Origin of the sequence: Candidatus Palauibacter sp. (genome assembly GCF_965213655.1) — a bacterium.
In the GTDB taxonomy this organism is placed as follows: domain Bacteria; phylum Gemmatimonadota; class Gemmatimonadetes; order Palauibacterales; family Palauibacteraceae; genus Palauibacter.
Genome location: NZ_CBDBZT010000003.1, coordinates 69,280 through 92,044, shown reverse-complemented (window position 1 = coordinate 92,044; position 22,765 = coordinate 69,280). Strand labels below are relative to the sequence as shown.

17 protein-coding genes are annotated in these 22,765 nt (G+C 68.9%); 2 read left to right on the top strand and 15 right to left on the bottom strand.

Annotated features, from left to right (window positions below; genetic code table 11):
- Positions 1 to 55: 55 nt before the first annotated feature.
- Together ACOOGH_RS02600 and ACOOGH_RS02595 are read right to left on the bottom strand one after the other, a co-directional pair.
- A complete protein-coding gene (locus ACOOGH_RS02600) occupies positions 56 to 337 on the bottom strand; it encodes a DUF3006 domain-containing protein (RefSeq protein WP_420447432.1) in 282 nt (93 codons plus the stop codon).
- Positions 334 to 1,668 carry an MBL fold metallo-hydrolase gene (locus tag ACOOGH_RS02595; protein WP_420450048.1) on the bottom strand — a complete coding sequence of 445 codons (1,335 nt, stop codon included), beginning with the start codon at positions 1,666 to 1,668 and terminating at the stop codon, positions 334 to 336. Before ACOOGH_RS02595 ends, ACOOGH_RS02600 begins: the two co-directional genes overlap by 4 nt.
- Before the next feature lie 143 nt (positions 1,669 to 1,811).
- Between ACOOGH_RS02595 and ACOOGH_RS02590 the strand changes: the two genes are divergently transcribed.
- Both ACOOGH_RS02590 and ACOOGH_RS02585 read left to right on the top strand, forming a co-directional pair.
- Positions 1,812 to 4,964, top strand: coding sequence for a VPS10 domain-containing protein (locus ACOOGH_RS02590; RefSeq protein ID WP_420447431.1), 3,153 nt, complete (start codon positions 1,812 to 1,814; stop codon positions 4,962 to 4,964).
- 82 nt (positions 4,965 to 5,046) lie between these two features.
- Positions 5,047 to 7,575: a GcvT family protein gene (locus tag ACOOGH_RS02585; protein WP_420447430.1), complete on the top strand. Its 2,529-nt coding sequence runs from the start codon at positions 5,047 to 5,049 to the stop codon at positions 7,573 to 7,575.
- A gap of 68 nt (positions 7,576 to 7,643) precedes the next feature.
- On the opposite strand, the gene ACOOGH_RS02580 is transcribed toward ACOOGH_RS02585, so the two are convergent.
- The 13 genes from ACOOGH_RS02580 to hemB form a co-directional block, all read right to left on the bottom strand.
- Positions 7,644 to 8,954, bottom strand: coding sequence for a glycine cleavage T C-terminal barrel domain-containing protein (locus tag ACOOGH_RS02580; RefSeq protein ID WP_420450047.1), 1,311 nt, complete (start codon positions 8,952 to 8,954; stop codon positions 7,644 to 7,646).
- 24 nt (positions 8,955 to 8,978) lie between these two features.
- Positions 8,979 to 10,112 (bottom strand): NAD-dependent epimerase/dehydratase family protein, encoded by a 1,134-nt coding sequence (locus tag ACOOGH_RS02575; RefSeq protein WP_420447429.1) that lies wholly within the window; start codon positions 10,110 to 10,112, stop codon positions 8,979 to 8,981.
- Positions 10,113 to 10,194: 82 nt separating this feature from the next.
- The gene (locus tag ACOOGH_RS02570; protein WP_420447428.1) at positions 10,195 to 11,304 is read right to left on the bottom strand and encodes a pyridoxal phosphate-dependent aminotransferase; all 1,110 of its coding nucleotides are present in this window, start codon (positions 11,302 to 11,304) and stop codon (positions 10,195 to 10,197) included.
- A gap of 128 nt (positions 11,305 to 11,432) precedes the next feature.
- Positions 11,433 to 11,903: a hypothetical protein gene (locus ACOOGH_RS02565; RefSeq protein WP_420447427.1), complete on the bottom strand. Its 471-nt coding sequence runs from the start codon at positions 11,901 to 11,903 to the stop codon at positions 11,433 to 11,435.
- A gap of 23 nt (positions 11,904 to 11,926) precedes the next feature.
- Positions 11,927 to 15,298, bottom strand: coding sequence for a preprotein translocase subunit SecA (gene secA, locus ACOOGH_RS02560; RefSeq protein WP_420447426.1), 3,372 nt, complete (start codon positions 15,296 to 15,298; stop codon positions 11,927 to 11,929).
- Positions 15,299 to 15,305: 7 nt separating this feature from the next.
- Complete coding sequence (gene nadD / locus ACOOGH_RS02555) at positions 15,306 to 15,935, bottom strand: nicotinate (nicotinamide) nucleotide adenylyltransferase (protein WP_420447425.1); 630 nt, start codon at positions 15,933 to 15,935, stop codon at positions 15,306 to 15,308.
- Complete coding sequence (locus ACOOGH_RS02550) at positions 15,916 to 16,698, bottom strand: outer membrane protein assembly factor BamD (RefSeq protein ID WP_420447424.1); 783 nt, start codon at positions 16,696 to 16,698, stop codon at positions 15,916 to 15,918. The genes nadD and ACOOGH_RS02550 overlap by 20 nt, the downstream gene beginning before the upstream one ends.
- Before the next feature lie 38 nt (positions 16,699 to 16,736).
- Positions 16,737 to 17,657 (bottom strand): tetratricopeptide repeat protein, encoded by a 921-nt coding sequence (locus ACOOGH_RS02545; protein ID WP_420447423.1) that lies wholly within the window; start codon positions 17,655 to 17,657, stop codon positions 16,737 to 16,739.
- Between the two features lie 41 nt (positions 17,658 to 17,698).
- Positions 17,699 to 18,508 carry a glycosyltransferase family 2 protein gene (locus ACOOGH_RS02540; protein ID WP_420447422.1) on the bottom strand — a complete coding sequence of 270 codons (810 nt, stop codon included), beginning with the start codon at positions 18,506 to 18,508 and terminating at the stop codon, positions 17,699 to 17,701.
- A complete protein-coding gene (locus ACOOGH_RS02535; protein WP_420447421.1) occupies positions 18,505 to 19,464 on the bottom strand; it encodes a UDP-glucuronic acid decarboxylase family protein in 960 nt (319 codons plus the stop codon). The genes ACOOGH_RS02540 and ACOOGH_RS02535 overlap by 4 nt, the downstream gene beginning before the upstream one ends.
- Positions 19,461 to 20,789: a UDP-glucose dehydrogenase family protein gene (locus tag ACOOGH_RS02530; protein WP_420447420.1), complete on the bottom strand. Its 1,329-nt coding sequence runs from the start codon at positions 20,787 to 20,789 to the stop codon at positions 19,461 to 19,463. Before ACOOGH_RS02530 ends, ACOOGH_RS02535 begins: the two co-directional genes overlap by 4 nt.
- A 47-nt stretch (positions 20,790 to 20,836) precedes the next feature.
- Positions 20,837 to 21,787 carry a GDP-mannose 4,6-dehydratase gene (locus tag ACOOGH_RS02525; RefSeq protein ID WP_420447419.1) on the bottom strand — a complete coding sequence of 317 codons (951 nt, stop codon included), beginning with the start codon at positions 21,785 to 21,787 and terminating at the stop codon, positions 20,837 to 20,839.
- A gap of 8 nt (positions 21,788 to 21,795) precedes the next feature.
- Positions 21,796 to 22,764: a porphobilinogen synthase gene (hemB, locus tag ACOOGH_RS02520; RefSeq protein WP_420447418.1), complete on the bottom strand. Its 969-nt coding sequence runs from the start codon at positions 22,762 to 22,764 to the stop codon at positions 21,796 to 21,798.
- Position 22,765: the final 1 nt, after the last annotated feature.

The window sequence follows — 22,765 nt, the reverse complement described above, 5'->3', positions numbered from 1 at the left end:
CAGGGGGATCGCAGACTTCGATCCTAGATGGGGGCCGCCCCATCGTTCAAGGCACTTAGAGCTTGATGTCGCCGCCGGGATCGCGGCGTTTCAGGCGTTCCAGTACCTCTTCCGCCTCCCGCAACCGGGCGCGGCGCGCCTCCTCGTCCAGCACGGCGGCCGTCCAGTCGGGCCGCCCGCCCACCTCCGGCACGCGCAGCACGGCTCCCTCCCGGCTCCCGGCGGGAAGCGTCTCGAGCGGCACGTCCTCGGTGCGCTCGTCCCCGTCGCGGACAAGAACAGCGCTGGAGCCCTCCAAGCGGTCGACGACCCAGAGGTACTCCGCTTGCCCGCTCAATAGTTGAACACGACGACGACGGCTCCTGTGTCGTCGTAAAGCGTCGCGGTGTCGCCGCTGTTGTTCCACACGGCCTGTCGTCGGCCCATGTAGTAGCGGGCGCCGTCGGCGCGCCCGGCACCGGTGTGCACGACGAGCTGTTCGCCAGCCTTCAGCACGGCGCCCGCCGGGAAACGGAAGCAGTGGTTCGCCAGGTCACACAGCGCCCAGCCGCCGACCGCCCGGTCCTCGGACGAAAGGCTCTCGAGGACCGCGTACTCGCCGTTCGGGTTCTGGTGGTCGTTGCCCGGGGCGTCGGCATGCACCCGGATCCGGATCCCGACGGCTCCCGACGCTCCGGGGGAGAGAGCGCCCCCCGCACCGGCCGTCAGCGCCGAGACGCGGCGTGCGGACGGCGGACCCGCCTCCGCACGTGCAGCGCCTCCCTGGAGCGCAACCTGTCCGCCGTACGCGACCTCGTAGTCTCCGCTCTCGCGACCCTCCACCGAGACATGCCCGTGCTGATCCGTCCGGAACACCGCGGCGCCCGAAGCGTGGAAGGCGTTCAGCGCCGCGGGTCTCGGGTGGCCGTACTGGTTGTTCCGGCCCGCCGAGATGACCACCACCCGGGGCTTCGCCGCGGCGAGGAAATCCCACGTGAAGCCGTTGTCGCTGCCGTGGTGCGGCGCCTTGAGCAGGGTCGCCTCGGGTACGACACCCTGCCCAACGAGATACGAGAGCTGCCTTACCTCCGAGTCGCCGCTCAGGAACGCCGTGAAGCTTCCGTAGCGAACAACCAGGGCGACCGAGCGATCGTTGTGTTCCGTGCTCCCTCGCGGCAGGAGCGGCAGCACCTCGACCTCGACCTCCCCGAGCGTGAGCGTCCGCGGCGAGGCCTCCAGGTAGGTGATCTCCGGACGCGCGTCGAGGGCGGCGAGCAGCCGCCGGTAGGTCTGCGTCGTGTGCGGCTGGCCGTTGTCCATGTAGAAGCGGACCGGGAACGTCTCGATCACCCCGGCCATGCCGCCGATGTGATCAGCGTGGGGATGCGTCGCGACGAGCAGATCGATCTCGGTCACGCCGAACCGGCGCAGGAGCGAAACGATGTCGCCTCGTCCCGCGTCGACGAGTGCGGTCCGGCCACCGGGCGCCTGGATGAGGACGGCATCCGCCTGCCCCACATCGAGAAACGTGATGCGCAGAACGGAGTCCGGATCGGCGGTCGGGGCGGTCGGGGCTACCGCGAAGACAGGCGCGGCGAAGAAGGCCGCAAGGAAGGCGACTGCAAGTGCGCGGCGAAGCGGCTCCCAGCGTTGCCGTTCCGACGGCTTTCGTATTGTCCCGAAACACATGCCGGCCAAGTAAGCCGCCCCCTCCCGGCGAAACAAGTGGAGCGCGGTGCATCGCGGTGTTGTCTTGCGCGGCGGGCTTGGCGGGAATCACTGTTCAGATGTTCTGTTTTCCGCGGTTTCTCGCCGTCACCCCGGAGGTTCCGATGGCGCTCCAACTCAGGATCGAGCGATCCTATCGCCTTCTCGTCACGCTCTTTGTTTCTCTTTCCCTCGCGCTGGGCGCCGCCCGGCCCGAGGCGGCGACCGCGCAGACGGCTTCCGAAGGGGCTGCCGACGCGGCCTCGGTCCTGGACTTCCGGGAACTGGGGCCGGCCATCATGGGCGGTCGCGTCTCCGACCTCGCGGTGGTCGAGAGCGACCCGCGCATCTTCTACGTCGGCCTCGGCGCCGGCGGCGTGTGGAAGACGACGACCGACGGCATGACTTGGGACCCGGTGTTCGATGACCAGCCCACGGCTTCGGTCGGGGCCGTGAGCGTGGCGCCCTCCAACCCCAACCACGTCTGGGTCGGCACGGGCGAACCGGCGAACCGCCAGAGTTCTCCGTGGGGCGTCGGCGTCTTCAAGTCGACGGACGCCGGAGGTACGTGGGCGCACGTCGGGCTCGAGGACACGCGCCACATCAGCAAGATCAGGATCGATCCGCGCGATCCCGACGTCGTCTATGTGGGCGCGGTGGGCCACCTGTGGGGCCCGAACGAGGAGCGCGGCCTGTTCAAGACGACGGACGGCGGGGAGACGTGGGAGAACATCCTCTACATCGACGAGCATACCGGGATCATCGACCTCGTCATGGACCACAACGACCCGAACACGCTGTTCGCGGCGACGTACCAGCGGCAGCGCACGGGCTTCGGCTTCGCGGCGGGCGGCGGCGGGTCCGGGATCTGGCGCACGACGGACGGCGGGCAGAACTGGACCCGCCTCGAGGAAGGCCTCCCCGAGGGCGAACTGGGCCGCATCGGGCTCGACGTCTATCGTCGGGACGGCAATCTCGTGTACGCGATCGTGGAGGCGCACGAGGGCCAGGGCGTGTACCGCTCCACCGACCGCGGCGAGACGTGGGAGTTCATGAGCGACCGCAACCCGCGCCCGATGTACTTCTCCCTCATCCGGATCGACCCCAACAATCCCGAGCGGATCTACCTGGGCGGCGTCCAGTCATCGGCCTCTGACGACGGGGGCCGGACGTGGTGGCCCGGGAACGCGACGGACCAGATCCACTCCGACCACCACGCGCTGTGGATCAATCCGGACAACTCGAACCATCTCATCAACGGGAACGACGGCGGCCTCGCCTTCTCGCGCGACGGCTCCGTCACGTGGCGTTCCATCCGGAACATGGCGATCGGCCAGTTCTACGAGATCGATGTCGACATGAGCGACCCGTACAACGTGTGCGGCGGGCTGCAGGACAACGGGAACTGGTGCGCTCCGCACCGGACGCAGTCCACATGGGGCGTGCGCAACCGCGAATGGACGCACATGTGGTTCGGGGACGGGTTCCACAACCACTCCGATCCCGAGGACCCGAACATCATGTTCTCGGAGTCGCAGGGCGGAAACATGGCGCGCATCGATGTGGCCACGCGCGAGGGACAGTCGATCCGGCCTTTCCCGCGCCCGACGGGAGATGAAGCCGAGGACGACGAGCCGCGCCGCTACCGCTTCAACTGGGACTCGCCGTTCGCGATCTCGCGCCACGACCGGGCGACGATCTACCTGGGCGGGAACCACCTCTTCCGGTCGCGGGACCGGGGGTTGAACTGGGAGGAGGCGAGCCCCGACCTCACGAAGCAGATCGACCGCGACACGCTTGAGATCATGGGACGCGTGGTGACGGACGAAACGCTGTCGGACAACGACGGCATCGCCTCCTACGGCAACATCACCGCGTTCGCCGAATCGAAGCACTCGTCCGACGCGCTCTACGTGGGAACCGATGACGGGAACCTTCAGGTGACGCTCGACGGCGGGGCCACGTGGACCAACGTCATCGACCAGGTCCCCGGCGTCCCTCCGCGCACCTACGTGAGCCGTCTCGAGACGTCGCACGGGGTCGACGGACGCGTCTACGTGACGTTCGACGGCCACCGCAATGACGACTACGCGCCCTACGCCTACGTGAGCGAGGACCACGGCTCGAGCTGGCGGCAGATCACGGCCGGCCTCCCCGACGGGTGGTCGGTGAACGTGATCCGGGAGCACCCGCGGAACGCGAACCTCCTCTTCCTCGGGAACGAGATCGGCGTCTACATGTCGATCGATCGGGGCGAGTCGTGGGCGCGCATGGTGAACAACCTCCCGATCGTCCCGGTGGACGACATCGCCATCCACCCGCGGGAGAACGACCTCGTCGTGGGGACGCACGGGCGCAGCATCTGGATCCTCGACGACATCACCCCGCTCGAGGAGATGTCCGCTGACGTGTTCGCCACCGACTTCCAGCTGTTCGGGGCGCGGCGCGGCACGATGTGGTCGATGGGCATGGATTGGCCCTTCCATCCGGCAACATTCATCGCCCCCAACCCGCCGGCCGGGATTCCGCTCCGCTACTACCTGGGCGACGGGGTCGACTCGGACGGGGCGAGCCTCGAGATCCTCGATGGCGGCGACGTCGTGCGCACGATGGACGCTGACGGCAGCGCGGGTCTCAACGAGGTGCTGTGGGACTTTCGCGTGGATCCCGCCTTTGCGGCTGACGGCGGGGGCGGCGGCTTCTCGCGTGGACCGGCCGCGGGCGCGGGGCCGCGCGTGTTGCCGGGCACCTACACGGTGCGCCTCACGATCGGTGGCGAGAGCCAGGAGACCGAGGTGGGCGTACGCCTCGACCCGCGGCGCGAGGCCAGTCGGGCGGCGCTCGTCGCGCGACAGGACGCGATGATGCGAGCCCACGCGCTCGCCGGTCCGGTGCGCGACGCCCGGCAGCGGATCGGCGCCATGGACGGCCGGCTGGACGAGATCCGGGCGCTGGTGGACGACGCGGAGATGGACGACGCGGACCGCGAGCGGATCGAGGCCATGGCCGAGGAGATTTCCGGCGAACTGGAGGAGATCGGCGACGACCTGGGCGAGGCCGCCGGAGGCACCGGAATCGGGCAGATGGAAGGGTGGTCCGGCGAGCCCACGGCGGATCAGCTGTACCGGATCGATGCGGCCTGGGAGGCGCTGCCGCCAGTCGTTGAGAGCATCAACGCGCTCCTGACCGGACGCATGCCGGCGCTCGAAGCGCTGCTGGGCGACCTGGGCGTGATGCCGGATCTGGGCGACCCGATCCGCATCCCGCCACGGCGCTGAGAAGAGGGAACGGCGGGCCGTCACGCGGCGGCCCGCCGCCGGCGCCGCGCGAGGCGTCCGGCATGTGCGAGGATCCGGGACCTTGACCGAACGCGCGCCACAGCCGGCCGCGGCGAGCATCGCCGTCATCGGGGGCGGCATCGTCGGCAGCTGCCTCGTCGAGCATCTCGCGCGGCGGGGCTGGGACGACCTCGTCCTCATCGAGAAGGGACCGCTCCCCGACCCCGGCGGCTCCACCGGCCACGCCTCCAACTTCATCTTCCCCACCGACCACAACCGCGAGGTCGCGATGCTGACGCTGGAGAGCCTGCGTCAGTACGAGGCGCTCGGCGTGCGAACGACGTGCGGCGGCGCCGAGGTCGCCCGCACCGAGGCCCGCATGGAGGAACTGCGGCGCCGCATGACTTCGGCGCGCGCGTGGGGCATCAACGCCGAACTGCTCGCGCCGGGGGAGGTGGCCGAGCGGATCCCGTTCGTGAACCCCGACGTCATACTGGGCGGCTTCTGGATGTCTTCCGTCTCGGTCGTCGACTCGGTGCGAGCGGGGACCCTCATGCGCGAGCGGGCCCTGTCCCGCGGCGCGCTCACGGTCTTGGACAACACCGAGGTCACCGGATTCGAGGTCGCCTCCCGGCCCTCTGGGCGTCCCCGTCTGCGGGCCGTCCTCACCGCGCGCGGCCGCATCGAGGTCGAGCACGCGGTCATCGCGTGCGGCGTGTGGAGCCCTCTCATCGCGGCAATGGCCGGTGCCTCGATTCCGCTCACGCCGGCCGTCCACCAGATGGCGGACTTCGGCCCCATCGACCTCCTGAGCGCGACCGGCAACGAGATCGGCTACCCCATCGTGCGCGACATGGACACGTTCATGTACGAGCGCCAGAAGTACGACGCGATGGAGGTCGGATCCTACGCGCACCGCCCCATCCTCGTGCGTCCCGGGGATATCCCTTCGCGCGAGGCGTCGGAACGCTCCCCCACCGAGATGCCGTTCACGGAGGACGACTTCGCGCCACAACTGGCGCAGGCGCGCGAGATCATGGGACCGTTGTTCGAGGGGACCGGGAGGGGATACGCGATCAACGGCCTCCTCTCCCTCACCCCCGACGCGCACCCGGTGCTGGGGGAGACCGCCGAGGTCGGCAACCTGTGGTCGGCGGCGGCGGTCTGGATCAAGGAAGGTCCCGGGGCGGCGCGCCTCATGGCCGAGTGGATCACGCACGGCCACCCCCGCCTGTGCGACCCGCACGAGTCCGATGTGACCCGCTTCCAGCCGCACGAGCGGTCCGGCTCGCACGTGCGGGCCCGGGCACGCGAGCACTTCAACAAGACATACGGGATCGTGAATCCGCGCGAGCAGTGGGCGTCCCGCCGCGGCGCACTCCGCTCGGCGCTCCACGCGCGCACCGAGGCGCTCGGAGCCGAGTACTACGAGGCCCGCGGATGGGAGCGCCCGCAGTGGTACGCGTCGAACGCCGACCTCGTCGCCCGATACGGCGTCCCGGACCGGCCGCACGAGTGGGACCGCCGCTGGTGGTCTCCCATCATCGAGGCCGAGCACCTGCACCTGCGCGAGAAGGTCGGTGTCGTCGATCTGGGCGCGTTCCAGATCTTCGATGTGACGGGCCCCGGGGCGCTCGCGTACCTGGAGAGGATGGCGGCCAACGCCTGCGACCGCCCCCCCGGCACGTCCATCTACACCCCGCTGCTGACGCCGGACGGGGGCTTTCGGGCCGACCTGACGATCCAGCGGCTGGCGGCGGACCGTTTCCGCGTTGTGACCGGCGCCTTCGACGGCGCGCGGGACGCGGCCTGGTTCCGCAAACACCTGCCGGAGGATGGCTCCGTCCAATTCGAGGATCGGTCGGCGCAGGTCTCCACGCTCGGCGTTTGGGGGCCCCGGGCGGAGGCGCTGCTGACGACGATCTCCGGTGCGAAGCTCTCGCCGTCCGCTTTCCCCTACGCCACTGTGCGCGATGTCACGGTGGGCGGGATCCCCTTCACAATGTGCCGGATCTCGTATGTGGGGGAGAGCGGGTGGGAGATCTACGCGGAGGGCGACCTCGCGCCGCGGGTGTGGGACGCCGTGTGGGAGGCGGGCCGGGCCTTTGACCTGCGGCCGGTGGGCGGTGGCGTGTACGGCACGACGGGCCGCATGGAGAAGGGCTATGCCTTGATGGGGGCCGAACTCACTTCGGAGTACTCGCCGGTGGAGGCGGGCCTGGCGCGGCCCCGCGTGAAGCGGGCGGACTTCATCGGCCGAACCGCGTACCTGAAGGCTCGGGATGCGGGCCCCGATGCGGTGCTCCGCACCCTTACCATGGACGACCACGCCGACGCCTCCGGGCTCGCGCGCTTCCCGACCGGAGGCAACGAGCCGCTTCTGGGGCCGGATGGGGAGCGCATCGTCGACGTCCATGGAAGGGAGTCCCGCGTCACGTCGGCGGGGATGGGCCCGTCCGTCGGGAAGTACCTTCTCATGGCGTACCTGCCGCCAGGATTCGCCGCCCCCGGAACGCGGCTCCGGGTCCTCTACATGAACGAGGCCTTCCCGGTTACCGTGGCGGCCGATACCGCGCTCTTCGACCCGACCGGCGCCCGCATGAGGTCCTGAGGCGATCCCTACGCGAGCCTGACGCGCCCCACGCGATCCCGGCGCTGCCCTGTCGCGAGGGACACGGGCTAGCGGGCGGTGTCGCGCCCCTGGGCCCGGGCTACCTCGCGAGTGCTCGGGTTCGCGGAGGGCCTGAACGGGACCTCGCATACGCGGGCGGAATCGGGCTTGCCCGGCTCGCTCGCGTACTCGTCCGGGAGCCACACCGCGAGTTCCGTCCCGATGGTGGCGTCCGCGGGGGGCACGTATCCGAGCGCGATGTTGCTGCCCAGTTCCGGGGCATGCCACGGTGAGGTGATGTAACCCACCGGATCCCCGCCGTCTGCGCGCGACACGAGCCAGAAGTCGGGCGCGTAGTCGTCGATCGGCCGGCCGCCCAGCTTCATCCCCGCCATCACGAGGGCGAACGGAGACCGGCCCGCCTCGATCTCGGCCCGCTGACCTTCCAGCGCCGCCCGCCCGATGTAGTCGCCCGGTTTCTCGCGCGGCACCTGGTAGGCGAGGTTGCACTGGAACGGGCTCGTCTCGTGATCAATATCCTGTCCCCACGACATGATTCCGGCCTGGATGCGGCGCTGATGGCCGGGGGCCGTGACCATGAGCCCGTGCGCCTCCCCCGCGTCCAGCACCGCCCGCCACAGCGCCTCCGCGTGCAGGGTCGCGTCCCGCAGGTAGATCTCGTAGCCCTTCTCCCCCGAGAATCCGGTCTGTGAGATCACGACGGAACAGCCGGCGATCTCCGCTTCCATGAGCCCGTAGTAGGGCATGTCCCGGACGGCCTCCCCCACGAGATCGACCATGAGATCGAGCGACCTCGGCCCCTGGATCTGCAGCGGACAGACGTCGATCTCGTCGATCTCCACCCGCATCCCGAGACCGACGTTCACCCCTTGCAGCCAGAACAGGAGGTCGGAGTCGGCGAGCGAGAACCAGAACTCGTCCTCGGAGAGCCGCAGAAGCACCGGGTCGTTGAGGATGCCTCCCCGCTCGTTGCAGAGGATGACGTACCTCGCGCGCATCGGTTCGATGAGGGTCGCGTCGCGCGTGATCACGTAGTCGGTGAACGCCTCCGCATCCGGTCCCCTGACGCGGACCTGCCGCTCCACGGCGACGTTCCACATCGTGACACGGTGCGTGAGCGCCTCGTGTTCGACCGCCGCGCCTCCCTCCTCGGGCCGCGCGTAGCCACGGGGGTGGTAGATGCGGTTGTAGACGGTCGCCCTCCAGCAGCCCGCCTCGTGCGAGAGGTGCCAGTACGGCGATTTCCGGATCCGGGTCGAGATGAGCATCTCGACCGGTGTCCGCCCACTCTGGCGCAGGTTGATGGGGACGATCCGGTCCGACTGATCGACGCTCGTTGGCCGTCCCGCTCCCGTCATTGCCATCGAATTCCCCGCTCGCATTTATCGGCCTTTCCAGTCCGCCAGGATCTGCGCATCACGGTCGAGGTTCAACTGAAGCTCGGCGCGGCGTTCCTCGGATTCGCTCAGGAACCAGTCGAGGGTTTCCCGCGCCGTGACCGCGAGCGGGCGAAAGCGCAGGCCCGCCTCGACGCCCCGGTGCGACCTGACGCGCGCCAGCGCCCTCGCGCCGCCGTTCACCGAGTACCAGAGGGGGAAGCGCGCGGGCGGCTCGCGGTTCGCGAGGAAGTCCTCGTCCACCCACGTGAACGACACCCGCGACGTGGTGACCGCGCGGATCCCGTACAGGAACTCGTCCATCCGCGTCTCGTCGAGCGTCGGCCCGGCCACGTTGAAGATGCCGCCGGTGTCTTCCTCCAGCAGGTGCATGCAGAACTCGGCCAGGTCCCGCACGTCGATGAACTGCACCGGGTTGTCCGCCTCGCCCGGCGCAATCACCTCGCCGCCGTGATGGATCCGGACGGGCCAGTACGTGAAGCGGTCGGTGGGATCTCCGGGACCCGCGACGACGTGCAGGCGGGTGACCGTGCCGCGGTCGCCGTAGATCTCCTGCACCGCCTCCTCGCACATCACCTTCAGTTCTCCGTAGTACTGTCCCACGTCTTCGCTCTCGGGATCGGTCACCTCGAGCAGCCGGGCATCCTCCGGCAGTTCGTCCTGGTCGAAGTCGTACACGGAGCCGGTGGAGGTGAACAGATACCGGCCGACGGCATCGCGCAGGAGGGTGCCCGAGTCGCGCACCAGACGCGGGACGTAGCCGCTGTTGTCGACGACGTAGTCCCATTCCTTTCCCCGTAGCGCGTCGAGCGCCCCGTCGCGGTCCCCGATGAGGGTCTCGACGCCGGGAAAGAGATCAGGGTTCGTGCGCCCCCGGTTGAAGAGGGTCACCTCGTGTCCCCGCGCGAGGGCGTGGCGCACCATGTGAGGGCCGATGAAGCCGGTGCCCCCCAGGATGAGCAGCCGCCCGGGGCGGGCCGCACCGTCGCCGGCTGTGCTTTCCGAATCCGTCGAGGGTCGGGTCTCCCCCGCGCATCCCGCGGCTCCCACGGCCGGGAGCGTCGCCGCCCCCGCCGCCGCGAGCGAAGTCCCCGCGAATTCACGTCGCGTCATTGCCATCGAACGTCCTCCTGGTTCCGGTCGCGGGACCACGCGGGACCCGCGAGCTCTCGCCGCGCAGGCAGGGTGTGCCGCTGCGCTCTCAGGATCGCATCTCGCGCAGCGTCTCGCCAAGGAGGGCGATGTCCGCCTCGAAGGATTCCGGGGCGAGGGGGCCGAAGGAGAAGCGGAAGAAGCCCGACAGCGGCGAGTCGTCGCCGAGCCGCTCCATGTCGCAGTCGGTCCCCTTGAGGATCGCGGCCCCGCGCGTGAAGAGGCGCTCGTTCAGCTGCTGGGCGGTCCAGCCGTTCGGGAGCCGGCACCAGTGGTAGAAGCCGCCGTCGCCCGAGAAGAGTTCGAGGCCGAGATCCTCGAACGCCCGGCCGTAACGCTCGCGCTGCATGGCATAGAAGGCGGGGACGGCCTGCCGGACGTGGAGCATGCGCTCGGGGTCCAGGAGTTCGACCGCGTAGCACTGCGACGGATGGGACACGCCGCCCATGCCGAACGAGGAGAAATTCGAGAGCACTTCGATGTGCCGCTTCGCCGCCACGGCCCACCCGATGCGGATCCCGGGCGCCTGCAGGCCCTTCGTGGCGGCGCCGACGACGAACAGGTTGCCGCGCTCGATGTCGTCGACGTGCGCGAGGGCGCTCACCGGCTCGTCGTGCAGAAGCTCGTAGGCCTCATCGACGAGGAGCCCCAGGCCGTCCTCCTGGCTCGCCGCCACCAGCGCCCCGAGTTCCTCTCCGGTCCGGGTCACTCCGGTCGGATTGCACGGGTTGCTGAGCAGCATCAGGGTACGCCCGTCTCGCGGAGCCGTGTAGGCCGAGACCGGGGGCCGGAACCCGTTGTCCACGCCGCTGGGCACGAGGTGGTAGGGGCGGCGCAGCCGCTCGAGGACGTCGTAGTACGGAGTGTATTCCGTCGACGCCAGGCGGACCTCGATATCGGGTTCGAGGAAGAGGAGAAGCGCCACGATTGCGGGACGCCCGCCCGCGAACACCATCACGTTCTCCGCCGTGATCTCGACGTTGTACGACTGCCGGTAGTAGGCCGCGATCGCTTCCCTCAGCGCGGGTAGCCCCCACGCCTTGGGATACTTGCGGTGCTCGGAGGTCACCGTCACGGTCGAGGGAAGTTCCGGGCCGTCCGGCAGGGCGGCCGTCCGTGGGAACCCCTGGCTCCACGGGTTCGTGCCGGGCTCGCCCATGTAGGTGCCGAACGCCCCCAGGAAGGCGTAACAGGGTCTCGTAGATCCCCATTGGGGGTACGTATCTCAGGTACAAACCGGTCGCTCCTTCGGGTTGGCAGCCCGTACCAGGGGATGGCCGGGCGCGGTCAGGGAGCCGCGGATGCCTCCACGGTGAGAGTCATCAGCATCCCGCGGCTGTCGTGGCCGGCGACATCGCACACCACGGTGTAGCTCCCGGGAGAAAGGTCGAGTTCGACGAGGCGAACCTCCCCGGTATTCACATCCGTCTCCGTCTCCCAGAGCACCTCTCCGCTCGCCGGGTCCACGAGCTTGAGGTTGTGCATCTCGAAGCCCTGGTTGCTGAGGCGGAGCACCGTGGGGCCGGCCGGCAGCCGGGACGGCATGCCGATTGCGTATTCCAGCAGGGCCACGTCGACGGCATCGGCCGCATACACGGCCGACAGATCGGGATCCGAGGCGGAATCGGCCGCTTCCGCGGCGGCAGCCGCGCGGGCCCGGGTGGAGGCCGCGTCCGCGGGCTCCCCTTCTCCGCCGCAGCCGAGCGCGAGGACCGCGGCGGCGATGGGCATGGCGCGACGACGCGCGGCCGGTAGCACGGTCCGCCTCGCTGTCAGCGGTCTCAGCCGGGGCGGCCGTGGCACTTCTTGTACTTCCGGCCGCTGCCGCAGTGACACGGCTCGTTCCGGCCGGGGGTCTTCGTGGCCGTCGCCGGAGCGCTCGTCTGCCGGCGCTCCTGGCCGGCGCGGAGGGCTGCACGGGCCGCGGTGTCATCGGGGGTCAGATCCCTCACCGCGGCGGAGGCCGCGACGCCGGTGGCCGAGAACGCCGGTTCGGCCGCTGCGGGCTCGCCGGACGCGCCGCGCGGAGCAGGCCCCGCTCCCCGGCCGGCGGCCACCCCGCCCGCGGCGCCGCCGCCCGGCTCCACGGGACCGCTCATGCCGGTGATCTGCGGCGCCGGCGGTCGACCCGGAGGCCGCATCTCGACCCGCGCGCGGAAAAAGCGATTGGCCACCGTCTTCCGGATGTCCGTGATCAGACTCACGAACATCTCGTACGCATCCTTCTTGTACTCGACCAGCGGATCCTTCTGTCCCCACGACCGGAACTGGATCGAGGAGCGCAGATGGTCGAGATCGTAGAGGTGGTCCTTCCACTTCTCATCCAGCACCGACAGCACGATGAAGCGCAGGACCTGCTCCCACAGGTCCCCGAAGCTCTCGAGCTTGGCGCGGAACTGCTCGTGGGCACTCTCGACCACGGCCTCGTGCAGCTCGTCGGTCCCCGCCCAGTTATCGGCGCTCGCGTCCTTCCCCGTCTCGGGCGTTCCCTCTCCGTCCGCCCCGACCCTGGGGAGGAACTCGTTGTGCAGGAAGTACTCGATCAGGAGATGCTCGCGCAGCCCCGACAGGTTCCACCGGTCGTGCGAACTCTCCTCGGGCACATAGGCGTCCATCTCCTCGCGGATCGCCTCCTCGACCATCTCCCATGTCTCGCCCTTGAGGTCTTCGCCGCCCTCGAGCGCATAGAGTCGCAGGTCGTAGACGACCTCCCGCTGCTGGTTCATCACGTCGTCGTAATCCAGCAGTCGCTTGCGAGCATCGAAGTTCTGCGTCTCGACCCGCTTCTGCGCGCGCTCGACGGACTTCGTGATCCACGGGTGGCTGATGACTTCGGCCTCCTGCACGCCCAGGCGATCCATGACCTTCGCCACGCGCTCGTGCATGAAGAGCCGCATCAGGTCGTCTTCGAGCGACAGGAAGAAGAGGCTGGCCCCGGGATCCCCCTGGCGTCCGGAGCGGCCACGGAGCTGGCGGTCGATGCGGCGCGACTGGTGGCGCTCAGTGCCAAGGATCTGGAGTCCGCAGGGCGGCTCTTCCTCGCATCCGCGCTCCTTGATCTCGGCGCGCGACAGGTCCGGTTCCTCGTCGGTGCGGCCGAACGCCGGGGTCTCGGAGCGGATCCCGCACACATCGCACTGCACACACGGGGAGGCGAGTTTGATGTCGGTGCCGCGCCCGGCCATGTTCGTCGCGATCGTGATCGCGCCCGGCTGCCCCGCGTTGCGCACGATCTCCGCTTCCCGCGCGTGTTGCTTGGCGTTCAGCACCTCGTGGGCGAGGCCCCGCCGCTTGAGCATGCGGGCGATGACCTCCGACACTTCCACGCTCGTCGTCCCGACGAGGATCGGAAGCCCCTCCCCGTTGATCCGTTCGATCTCGTCGATGAGGGCGGCGTACTTCTCCTTCTTCGTCTGAAAGATGACGTCGTCGTGATCCAGGCGCCGGACCGGCCGGTTGGTCGGAATGACCACGACCTCGAGGCTGTAGATGGCGTGGAACTCGCCCTCCTCCGTCTCGGCGGTTCCCGTCATCCCGGACAGTTTGTCGTACATGCGGAAGTAGTTCTGGATCGTGATCGTGGCGAGCGTCTGCGTCTCGCCCCGCACCTTGACCCTCTCCTTCGCCTCGACCGCCTGGTGGAGTCCGTCCGACCAGCGCCTTCCGTGCATCTTGCGGCCGGTGTGTTCGTCGACGATCAGGACATCACCGTTCTCCACCACATACTCCACGTCTTTCTCGTACAGGGAGTACGCTTTCACGAGTTGGTGGATGACGTGGATCTTCTCCGACTTCTCCGCATACTCGCGCTCGAGCCGTTCGATCTCGGCGCGTTTCTCGTCCGTGTTCAGCGCGTCGTCGTCCGCCACGTGCTGGACATCCTCGGAGATGTCCGGAACGACGAACATCTCGGGGTCGTCGGGCGAGAGAACGTCGAGACCCTGCTCGGAGATCTGGATCGTCTGTCCCTTCTCGTCCATCGAAAAGAGGAGCATCTCGTCGATCTCGGGGAGCCGCTTCTCCCGCATGAGGTCGGCCTCGGTGCGCTGGATGAGCTGTTTCACGCCGGAGCGCGTCTTCAGCTTGAGCAGCCGCTTGTTCTTCGGCCCGCCGCGTTGCGCGGCGAGCAGCTTCAGACCCGCTTCCCAGCGCTGCTCCGAATCCTCCTCTGCCTCGGCCTCTTCGAGCATCTTCGTGCCCTCGGCCACGAGCCGGTTGACGATTCGCGTCTGCTTGCGGGCGATCCCGGCCACCTGCGCGTTGTGCTTCTGGTACACGTCACGCTCGTCGCGGCCCGCGGGTCCTGAGATGATGAGCGGGGTGCGGGCCTCGTCGATGAGCACCGAGTCGACTTCGTCGATGATCGCGTACGCATGCCCGCGCTGCACGCGGTGCTTGAGTTCGATCACCATGTTGTCGCGCAGGTAGTCGAACCCGAACTCGTTGTTCGTCCCGTAGGTGATGTCGGCCTGATAGGCGGCCCGTCGTTCCGCGCTCCCCGGCTCCGTGTCCTCGAGCACGCCCACGGTGAGTCCGAGGTAGTTGTAGACGGTGCCCATCCACTGCGCGTCGCGCCGGGCGAGATAGTCGTTGACGGTGACGAGGTGGGCACCCCGGCCCGGGAGGGAATTAAGATACAGCGGCATCGTGGCCACGAGCGTCTTGCCCTCGCCCGTCGCCATCTCGGCAATCTTCCCCTGGTGGAGCACGATCCCCCCGATGAGCTGCACATCGTAGGGGACCATGTCCCACATCATCTCGTTCCCCGTGACCTCGATCGTCGCCCCGAGGACGCGTCGGCAGGCTTCCCGTACGGTCGCGAACGCCTCGGGCAGAATCTCGTCGAGGACGGCCTGCAGGGCCTCGTTGAGGTCTCCTTCCGTCGTCGCGATGCGCTCGGTCAGGTCGGCCCGTCGAGCCGGGTTCTCGGTGAAACGGCGCTTCTCCCGCAGCGCCTCCACCGCCTCCTCGACCTCGGCGGTCCGCTCCGCGATGACCGCCCGGAACTTCGCGGTCTGTGCCCTGAGTTCCTCTTCCGAGGCTTCGGCGAGCCGCGACTCGTGTTCCTTGATCTGTTCGATGATGGGCCGCATGCGCTTCATCTCGCGCGCGAAGCGCGTTCCGAAGACCTGCGTTACGACGTTCTTCAACATCGGGGGCTCACTGGGCTGCGTGGCGCGCCCGGCGTCCGGCCCAGGCGCGCTCGACATCGTGTCGGATGGTTTCCGGAACGAGGAGGTGGACCGAACGCCCCTGCTCGAGGCGCCGCCGGATCCGGCTCGCCGAGATATCCACTCGCGTGACGTGCACGACAACATACTCGATCGGCATCGATTCCGGGGAGGGTGAGGGCTCTCGGCCTCCCCGTGGCATTACCGCGATGCGGGCCAGCTCGGCGAGCCGCCGCCAGCGTTCCCAGCGGTGGATCTGCGCGAACTGGTCCGCCCCCATCACGAGGACGCGTCGATCCGCGGGAAAGTGTCGCGCGAGGGCTTCCAGCGTGTCCACCGTGTAGGAGGGACCGAGGCGTTCGACTTCCATGGAACTGACCTCGATCCCGGGCGCGTCCGCGAAGGCGCGGCGCGTGAGGTCGAGACGAACCTCCGCCGGCAGCATCACCTCGCGGTGCGGCGGATCGCCGGCCGGAATCACGAGCAGCCGGTCGAGGTGCAACGCGCCGATGAGATCCCGCGCCACGGAGACATGACCCAGGTGCGGGGGATCGAAGCTTCCGCCGAAGATGCCCGTCCGGCGACCGCGCGCCGGGACTTCAGCGGGTGGGGGGTACATTCCCCGCCGGGTTTTCCCCCGCCACCGGACCGTCCTCCGCCACGGGGCCTTCTTCCGCCACCAGCAACCCGGCTTCCTCCGAGTCGGGAAACTCCGACAGCAGCCGCTCCCGTATGGTACCGGCCTCGGTTTCGAACCCCACGCGGCGGTAACCGCGATACAATCGCCACAGGAGGTCCGGCAGGAACTGCTCGGTCGGCTCCTCGGCCAGCGCTTTTTCGAAGTAGACGATCGCGGCCTCCGGCAGTCGCAGGCGATCCTGGTAGTACTTCCCGATCTCGTAGCTCTTCTCGGCGAGCTTGGCCCGCGCATCGGCCATGAGACTCTCGGCCTGCTCTCGCAGGGGCGTCGTGGGGAAGAACTGCAGCAACCGCTCGCACTCCTCGAGGGCCCGCCGGGTGAACTCCTGAGACAGGGTGACCCCGGGCGAGGCCGCAAGGTACGCCCGGCACAGCCCGAACTGCGCCTCGTCCGCGAGGGGACTGTTGGGCCGGTTCGTGGCCATGCGCCGGAACTCCTCCACCGCATCGAGTTCGTTCCCCGCCCGGAGTTGGCCCTCGGCCGCGAGATACTGGGCGCTGTCGACGAGGGGATTCAGAGGATCGCGGAGCATGAACGCGAGGAAGCCCTGGGCCGCATTGCGGTATTCCTCCGCGTCGAACCGATCCTGCGCCCACTGGAAGAGATCCGCTGGCTCGAGATCGCTCGGAGGCCCGGAACCCGCACAGGCCGCGAGCGTGAGGACCGTCGCGGAGATCGCCACCCGTAGCGCCGCACGAAGCGGCGACGGCGCCGGGAGCCTCATTCGAAGCCGAAACGGATCTGGCGGATCCGCTCCTCCGCACGCCGGACCAGAGCGTGTGTCCGCGTCGGGTTCAATTCCAGCACGCGGGCGTAGTTGGCCAGCGCCTCGTCGGTCTCGCCGAGCGCGAGATGGAGTTCGCCGACGAGGAAGTGCGCCTCGACCATGTGCGTCCGGGGTACGCCGAGTTCGACCATTTCGCTAAGCTTCTCGAGGGCGGCGGCGGGACGGCCCTCCGCCCGGTCTTCATCGGCGGACACATAGAGGCAGTTCCCGTAGTGGTAACGGGCGTCCTCGAGGCTCGAGCGGCTGTCCTCCATCGCCTCGAGAAAGTCGCGATAGAAGGGTAGCGCGCGAGTGCACGCGCCGAGCTGCTCATAGGCGAGACCGACATCGTACAGCACCGCCGGATCCGGATCCCCGTCCCCGGCGAGGAGCGCGAGGCGCAGCGAGAGGGCGCGGGTGTGGTCACCCTCGGCCGCGTGGTAGGCGGCCAGCGAGCGCTGCAGATCGGCGGGAAGATAGCCCAGTCCCCAGTCGACGAGGGGTTGCAGCGCGCGCGACATGTTCTCGGTCGCGCCGCGTTCCCGCGCGGACCACGCGAGTCCGGCGAGCGAGGCCGCCGCCTGGTGCCGCAGCCCGGGTTCGCGCTCGGTGAGCGTCTCGTACACGGTGAGCGCCTCGTCGACATCGCCCCTCGCGGCGTAGGCATGTCCGAGCCGGAGGAGGAGGTTGTCCGTGTCGCCGCTGACGCGCCGCGCGAGGAGGTACTCGGCGATCGCCTTGTCCGTGTCCCCGACCGCCAGGTATCGATCCCCCCGCACGATGGACCGGTCCACCGGATCCTCGCACGCCGCCAGCGCGACCGCCGCCAGAATCCCGGCGATCCCCCGAACGATCCACTCTCGGACGGTCATCATGGGTGCCACTGCCAGCCTTCGTCCCCCCTTGTCAGCCCGTATCAACTCTCCCCGCTTTCGACGTCGCCACCGGCGGTGCGCGTTGCCTCGCGCGTAACGTGCTTTACGCCCTTGCGCGTCCAGCGCCGCACGACGCCGTAAAGAAAGATACAGCGCAGCGCGGAGAGGCCATCGCGCCACCCGATTTTCTTGCCCTCCGCATACGTCCGTCCGGCGTACGAGATCCCCACCTCGTACACGCGCCAGCCGCCCATGGCGATCTTCGCCGTGACTTCCGGCTCCACGCCGAAGGCCCGCTCCTCGATCGTGAGCTGCTCGATCACTTCCCGGCGGAAGCACTTATAGCACGTCTCCATGTCCGTCAGGTTGAGGTTCGTCACCATGTTCGACAGCCGAGTCAGCCACTGGTTCCCCATGTAGTGCCAGTAATAGAGCACCCGGTGCGGCTGTCCGCCCATGAAGCGTGACCCGTAGACGACATCGGCCTGGCCGGCGAGGATCGGCTCCAGGAGGCGCGAGTAGTCGGCGGGATCGTACTCGAGATCGGCATCCTGGATGATGACGATGTCGCCGCTCACGCCCCGAAACCCGGTCGAGAGGGCGGCGCCCTTCCCCCGGTTCCGCTCGTGAATGAAGACCCTGTCCACGAGCCCTTCCGCGCTCAGCCGGTCCAGGATCGACGCGGACGCGTCGGCCGAGCCGTCGTCGACGGCGACTAGTTCCACGTCCGGGGCGACCTCCTTGACCCGCCGGACGATGGCCTCGAGTGTCGCCTCCTCGTTGTATACGGGCATGACCACGGAGACCCGGGCCGACCCCATCTCCTCCATGCCTCCCCCCTGCGCGATCATCCCGGCGCTGCCCCCGGACGGGCGGACGGGCGGTTCTCCCGAAAGTACTCCACCGTCCGCCTCAGACCGTCCTCGAGCGGAATCCGGGGAGCCCAGTCCAGCCGCGCGGCGGCCTGCGAGATGTCCGGACAGCGTACTCTCGGGTCGTCGGTGGGCAGCGGACGCTCCTCGACCGCGGACGCGGAACCGGTAGCCGCCAGCACGAGATCGGACAACTCCCTGATGGTGTACTCGCCGGGATTGCCCAGGTTCACCGGCTCGTGGATGTCGGCGTTGAAGAGACGCCAGATCCCCTCCACGAGATCGGACACAAAACAGAAACTCCGAGACTGTGAGCCGTCTCCGTAGACGGTGAGCGGTTCTCCGCGCAGTGCCTGGACGATGAAATTCGAGACCACGCGGCCATCGTCCGGGCGCATCCGCGGACCGTAGGTGTTGAAGATGCGCACGATGCGCGTGTCCACGCCGAACTCGCGGTGGTAGGCCATGGTGATGGCCTCGGCGAAGCGCTTCGCCTCGTCGTACACGGAGCGCGGACCGATCGGGTTCACGTTGCCCCAGTACGACTCGGACTGAGGATGTACGAGCGGGTCGCCGTAGACCTCCGATGTGGATGCGAGCAGCAACCGGGCGCCGCGTGCCCGGGCCAGACCCAGGGCGTTGCGCGTGCCCAGGGCCCCGGCTTCCAGGGTCTGGATCGGGAAGCGAAGATAGTCGACCGGGCTGGCCGGCGAGGCGAAGTGGAGAACCCCGTCGACCTCGCCCTCGATCTCGATGGGCTCCGATACGTCCTGCTCCAGAAACGTGAACCTCGACTCCTCCCGGAGATGAGCCAGATTCCGGCGGGTTCCCGTGATGAGGCTGTCGATGCCGACAACCCCGTGCCCCTCGGCGAGGAGGCGGTCGGTGAGGTGCGAACCGAGGAAGCCGGCGGCGCCGGTGACTACGAGCCTCATGGGATCTCATCCGGACCGACCTGCCTTCGGCCGATCGGGTAGTGCTCGTACCCCCGCGACGCCATGCGGTCCGGGTCGAACACGTTGCGCCCGTCGAACACGATGGGGCGGGGCATGCGTTTGGCGACCTCGGACCAGTCGGGACGCCGATACTGGAGCCATTCCGTCACGACGACGAGCGCGTCAGCCCCGTCGAGCGCCTCGTACTCGTTCGCGGCATATTCCACCGCATCTCCCAGATAGAACTCGCGCGCCTGTTCCATGGCGGCGGGGTCGTGCGCGACGACCGCCGCGCCCCGTTCACGCAGCGCCTCCGCAATCGCCCGGGAGGGCGCCGCGCGCATGTCATCCGTGCGCGGCTTGAACGCGAGCCCCCAGAGCGCGAAGCGCAGGCCCGTCAGATCGTCGCCGAAGCGTCGCACGATTTTTCGGACGAGGACCGTGGTCTGGCGATCGTTCGCCTCGGCCACCGACCGCAGAATGCCGAGGTCGACCCCCTGCTTTTCGGCGGAGCGGATGATCGCCCACACGTCCTTGGGGAGGCAACTACCGCCGTACCCGGTGCCGGCGTAGAGGAAGGCCGACCCGATGCGAGGATCCGAACCCACGCCACGGCGGACCCGTTCGATGTCGGCTCCGGTGTGCTCGCAGAGTTCGGCGAACTGGTTCATCAGGCCGATACGGGCGGCCAGCATCGCGTTCGCCGCGTATTTGGTCAGCTCCGCCGAGGCGATGTCCATAAAGATCAGTGGGTTCCCGGAGCGGATGAAGGGCTCGTACAGTCCCTCCATGCACTGGCGGGCGTGCTCCGAGTCGACGCCGCAGACGACCCGGTCGGGGTACAGGAAATCACCCACGGCGTCCCCTTCCTTGAGAAACTCCGGGTTGGCGCACATGTGGAAGGGGACGTCGGTCCGCCGGGCGATCTCGGCCCGCACTCTCTCGCACGTCCCAACGGGTACGGTGCTCTTCATCACGACGACGGTGTCGGGACGAAGATTGTCTCCGATCACGCGCGCCGCGTTCCGCACGTAGTCGAGGTCCGCCAGCCCGTCCTCGCCGGGCGGCGTACCTACGGCCACGAAGATGACGTCTGCCGTCCGGATCCCCTCTGCCGCGTCCGTCGTGAATCGAAGCCGGCCGGCGGCGAGGTTTTCCGAGATCAGGCGCTCGATGCCGGGCTCGTAGATCGGCACATCCCCTGCGTTCAGACGCCGGATTTTCGTTTCGTCGACATCCGCGCAAGTTACGCGGTTCCCGGCACCGGCCAGACACGTGCCCACCACGAGTCCCACATATCCGGTGCCGATCACGGTAGCTTCCATGGGTTCTTCTTTCTTCAGTTTCAGGGGGAGGGGCCGCTGCTCCGGCTTCAGGCGGCGCCCGACCGCGCGAACCAGTCCATGGTGGCGCATGCGCAGGCCCGCAGATCGCGCTCCGCGCGCCACCCGGTGGCCGCCCGCAGCCGCGCGGGGTCTCCGACTACGATTTCAGGTTCTCCGGTCCGTAACAGGGCCGGATCGCGGACGACCTCGGGCTGGATCTCCGCCCTCTCGAGCACCCACTCGAGCAGGCGGCGGATCTTCGTCGCGACCCCGGAGCACACGTTGTAGGCCATGTGGGGCGTCCCGTCGAGGCCGGCGATGTCCGCCAGCGCCCGGACGCCGTCGCGAACGTCCGTGAAGTCGCGCGCGACATCCAGATTGCCCACGGCGAGGCGCGGCTCGGCGGTCCCTTGCCGAATCGCAAGGGCGCGGCGGCAGAAGCTCGGCAGCACGAACGCGGGGCCCTGTCCGGGGCCGGCGAGCGGGAAGATCCGCGCAACGACGACGCGTACCCCGAGGGCCGCGCCGGCTCCCCGGGCGAGAACGTCCTGGGCAGCCTTTGTGGCGCCGTACACGCTTACCGGCCGAAGGGGCGTGCGCTCTCCCAACGGTCCATCGCCCCCGCGGCCGTACGCGTCGGCGGAACCCGCCACGACCACGGCCTGCACGTCCGCCGGGGCCCGCGCGGCGGCTTCGACGAGGCTCAGCGTGCCCGCGCCGTTCACCGCGAGGGCGTCGCGGGACCGCGTGCTCGCCTCGGCTCCCGACGAGAAGCCGGCGAGGTGGAAGATGCGACACGGCCGGGTGGCATCCACGACCGAAGCCACCGCGTCGGCGTCTCGCACATCCAGTCGCTTCCATTCGGCCGCCGCGCGTGCGGCCGGCGAAAGGGTCCCCTGCGCGGGGGCTTCCCCGAGCATCGTTGCCGTCACCTCGTAGCCGCGGCCGAGAAGAAGCTCGACCAGATGCTGCCCGATGAACCCGTCGCCACCTGTCACGAGGACCTTCACAGGGCACGCGCGAGGCGCCGCGCGGCGTAGGTCACGACCAGGTCCGCTCCAGCCCGCCGGATGGTGCGCACCGCTTCGAGACTGGCCGCTTCCGCGTCGAGCCAACCCTGCGCGCCGGCGGCCTCGATCATCGCGTATTCCCCACTCACCTGATACGCGGCGGTGGGCATCCGGAACTCGTCCTTGACCCGCCTGAGGATGTCGAGATTCGGCAGCGCCGGTTTCACCATGACCAGATCCGCGCCTTCGGCAATGTCCAAACGTACCTCGCGGATCGCCTCGTCCGCGTTCCGCACATCCATCTGATACCCGCGCCGATCCCCGAACGCGGGGGCGGAATCCGCCGCGTCACGGAAGGGCCCATAGAAGGCGCTCGCGTATTTCGCGGCGTACGACAGGATGGCGACGTCCTCGAGGCGCGCTTCGTCGAGCGCGGTGCGAATCACTCCGACCCGACCGTCCATCATGTCCGACGGGGCGACGATATCCGCCCCCGCAGTCCCGTGACTCACGGCCTGGGCGGCGAGCCGCTCCAGCGTCGGATCGTTCGCGACGCGGTCGCCGTCGAGGATCCCGCAGTGGCCGTGGTCCGTATATTCGCACAGGCAGACGTCGGTGATCAGGACCAGATCCGGGAGCGCCCCGCGAAGCGCCCGCAGCGAGCGCTGGATCACGCCGTCCGGCCGGTCCGCGCGCGAACCGCGGTCGTCCTTGCTCGCGGGCAGGCCGAACAGCAGGACGGCGCGTATCCCCTCATCGAACGCCGCTCGCGCCTCGTCGATGGCCGCCTCGACGCTGAGGCGGTCGATTCCGGGCATGGAGGCGATCGGCTGGCGCGCCGGTCCCCGGTCATCGATGAACATCGGGTAGATGAGGTCCGACGCTTCAACCCGGGTCTCCCGCACCAACTCGCGCAGCGAGGCGGTGCGACGCAGACGGCGTGGCCGCGAGGCGGGAAACGACACG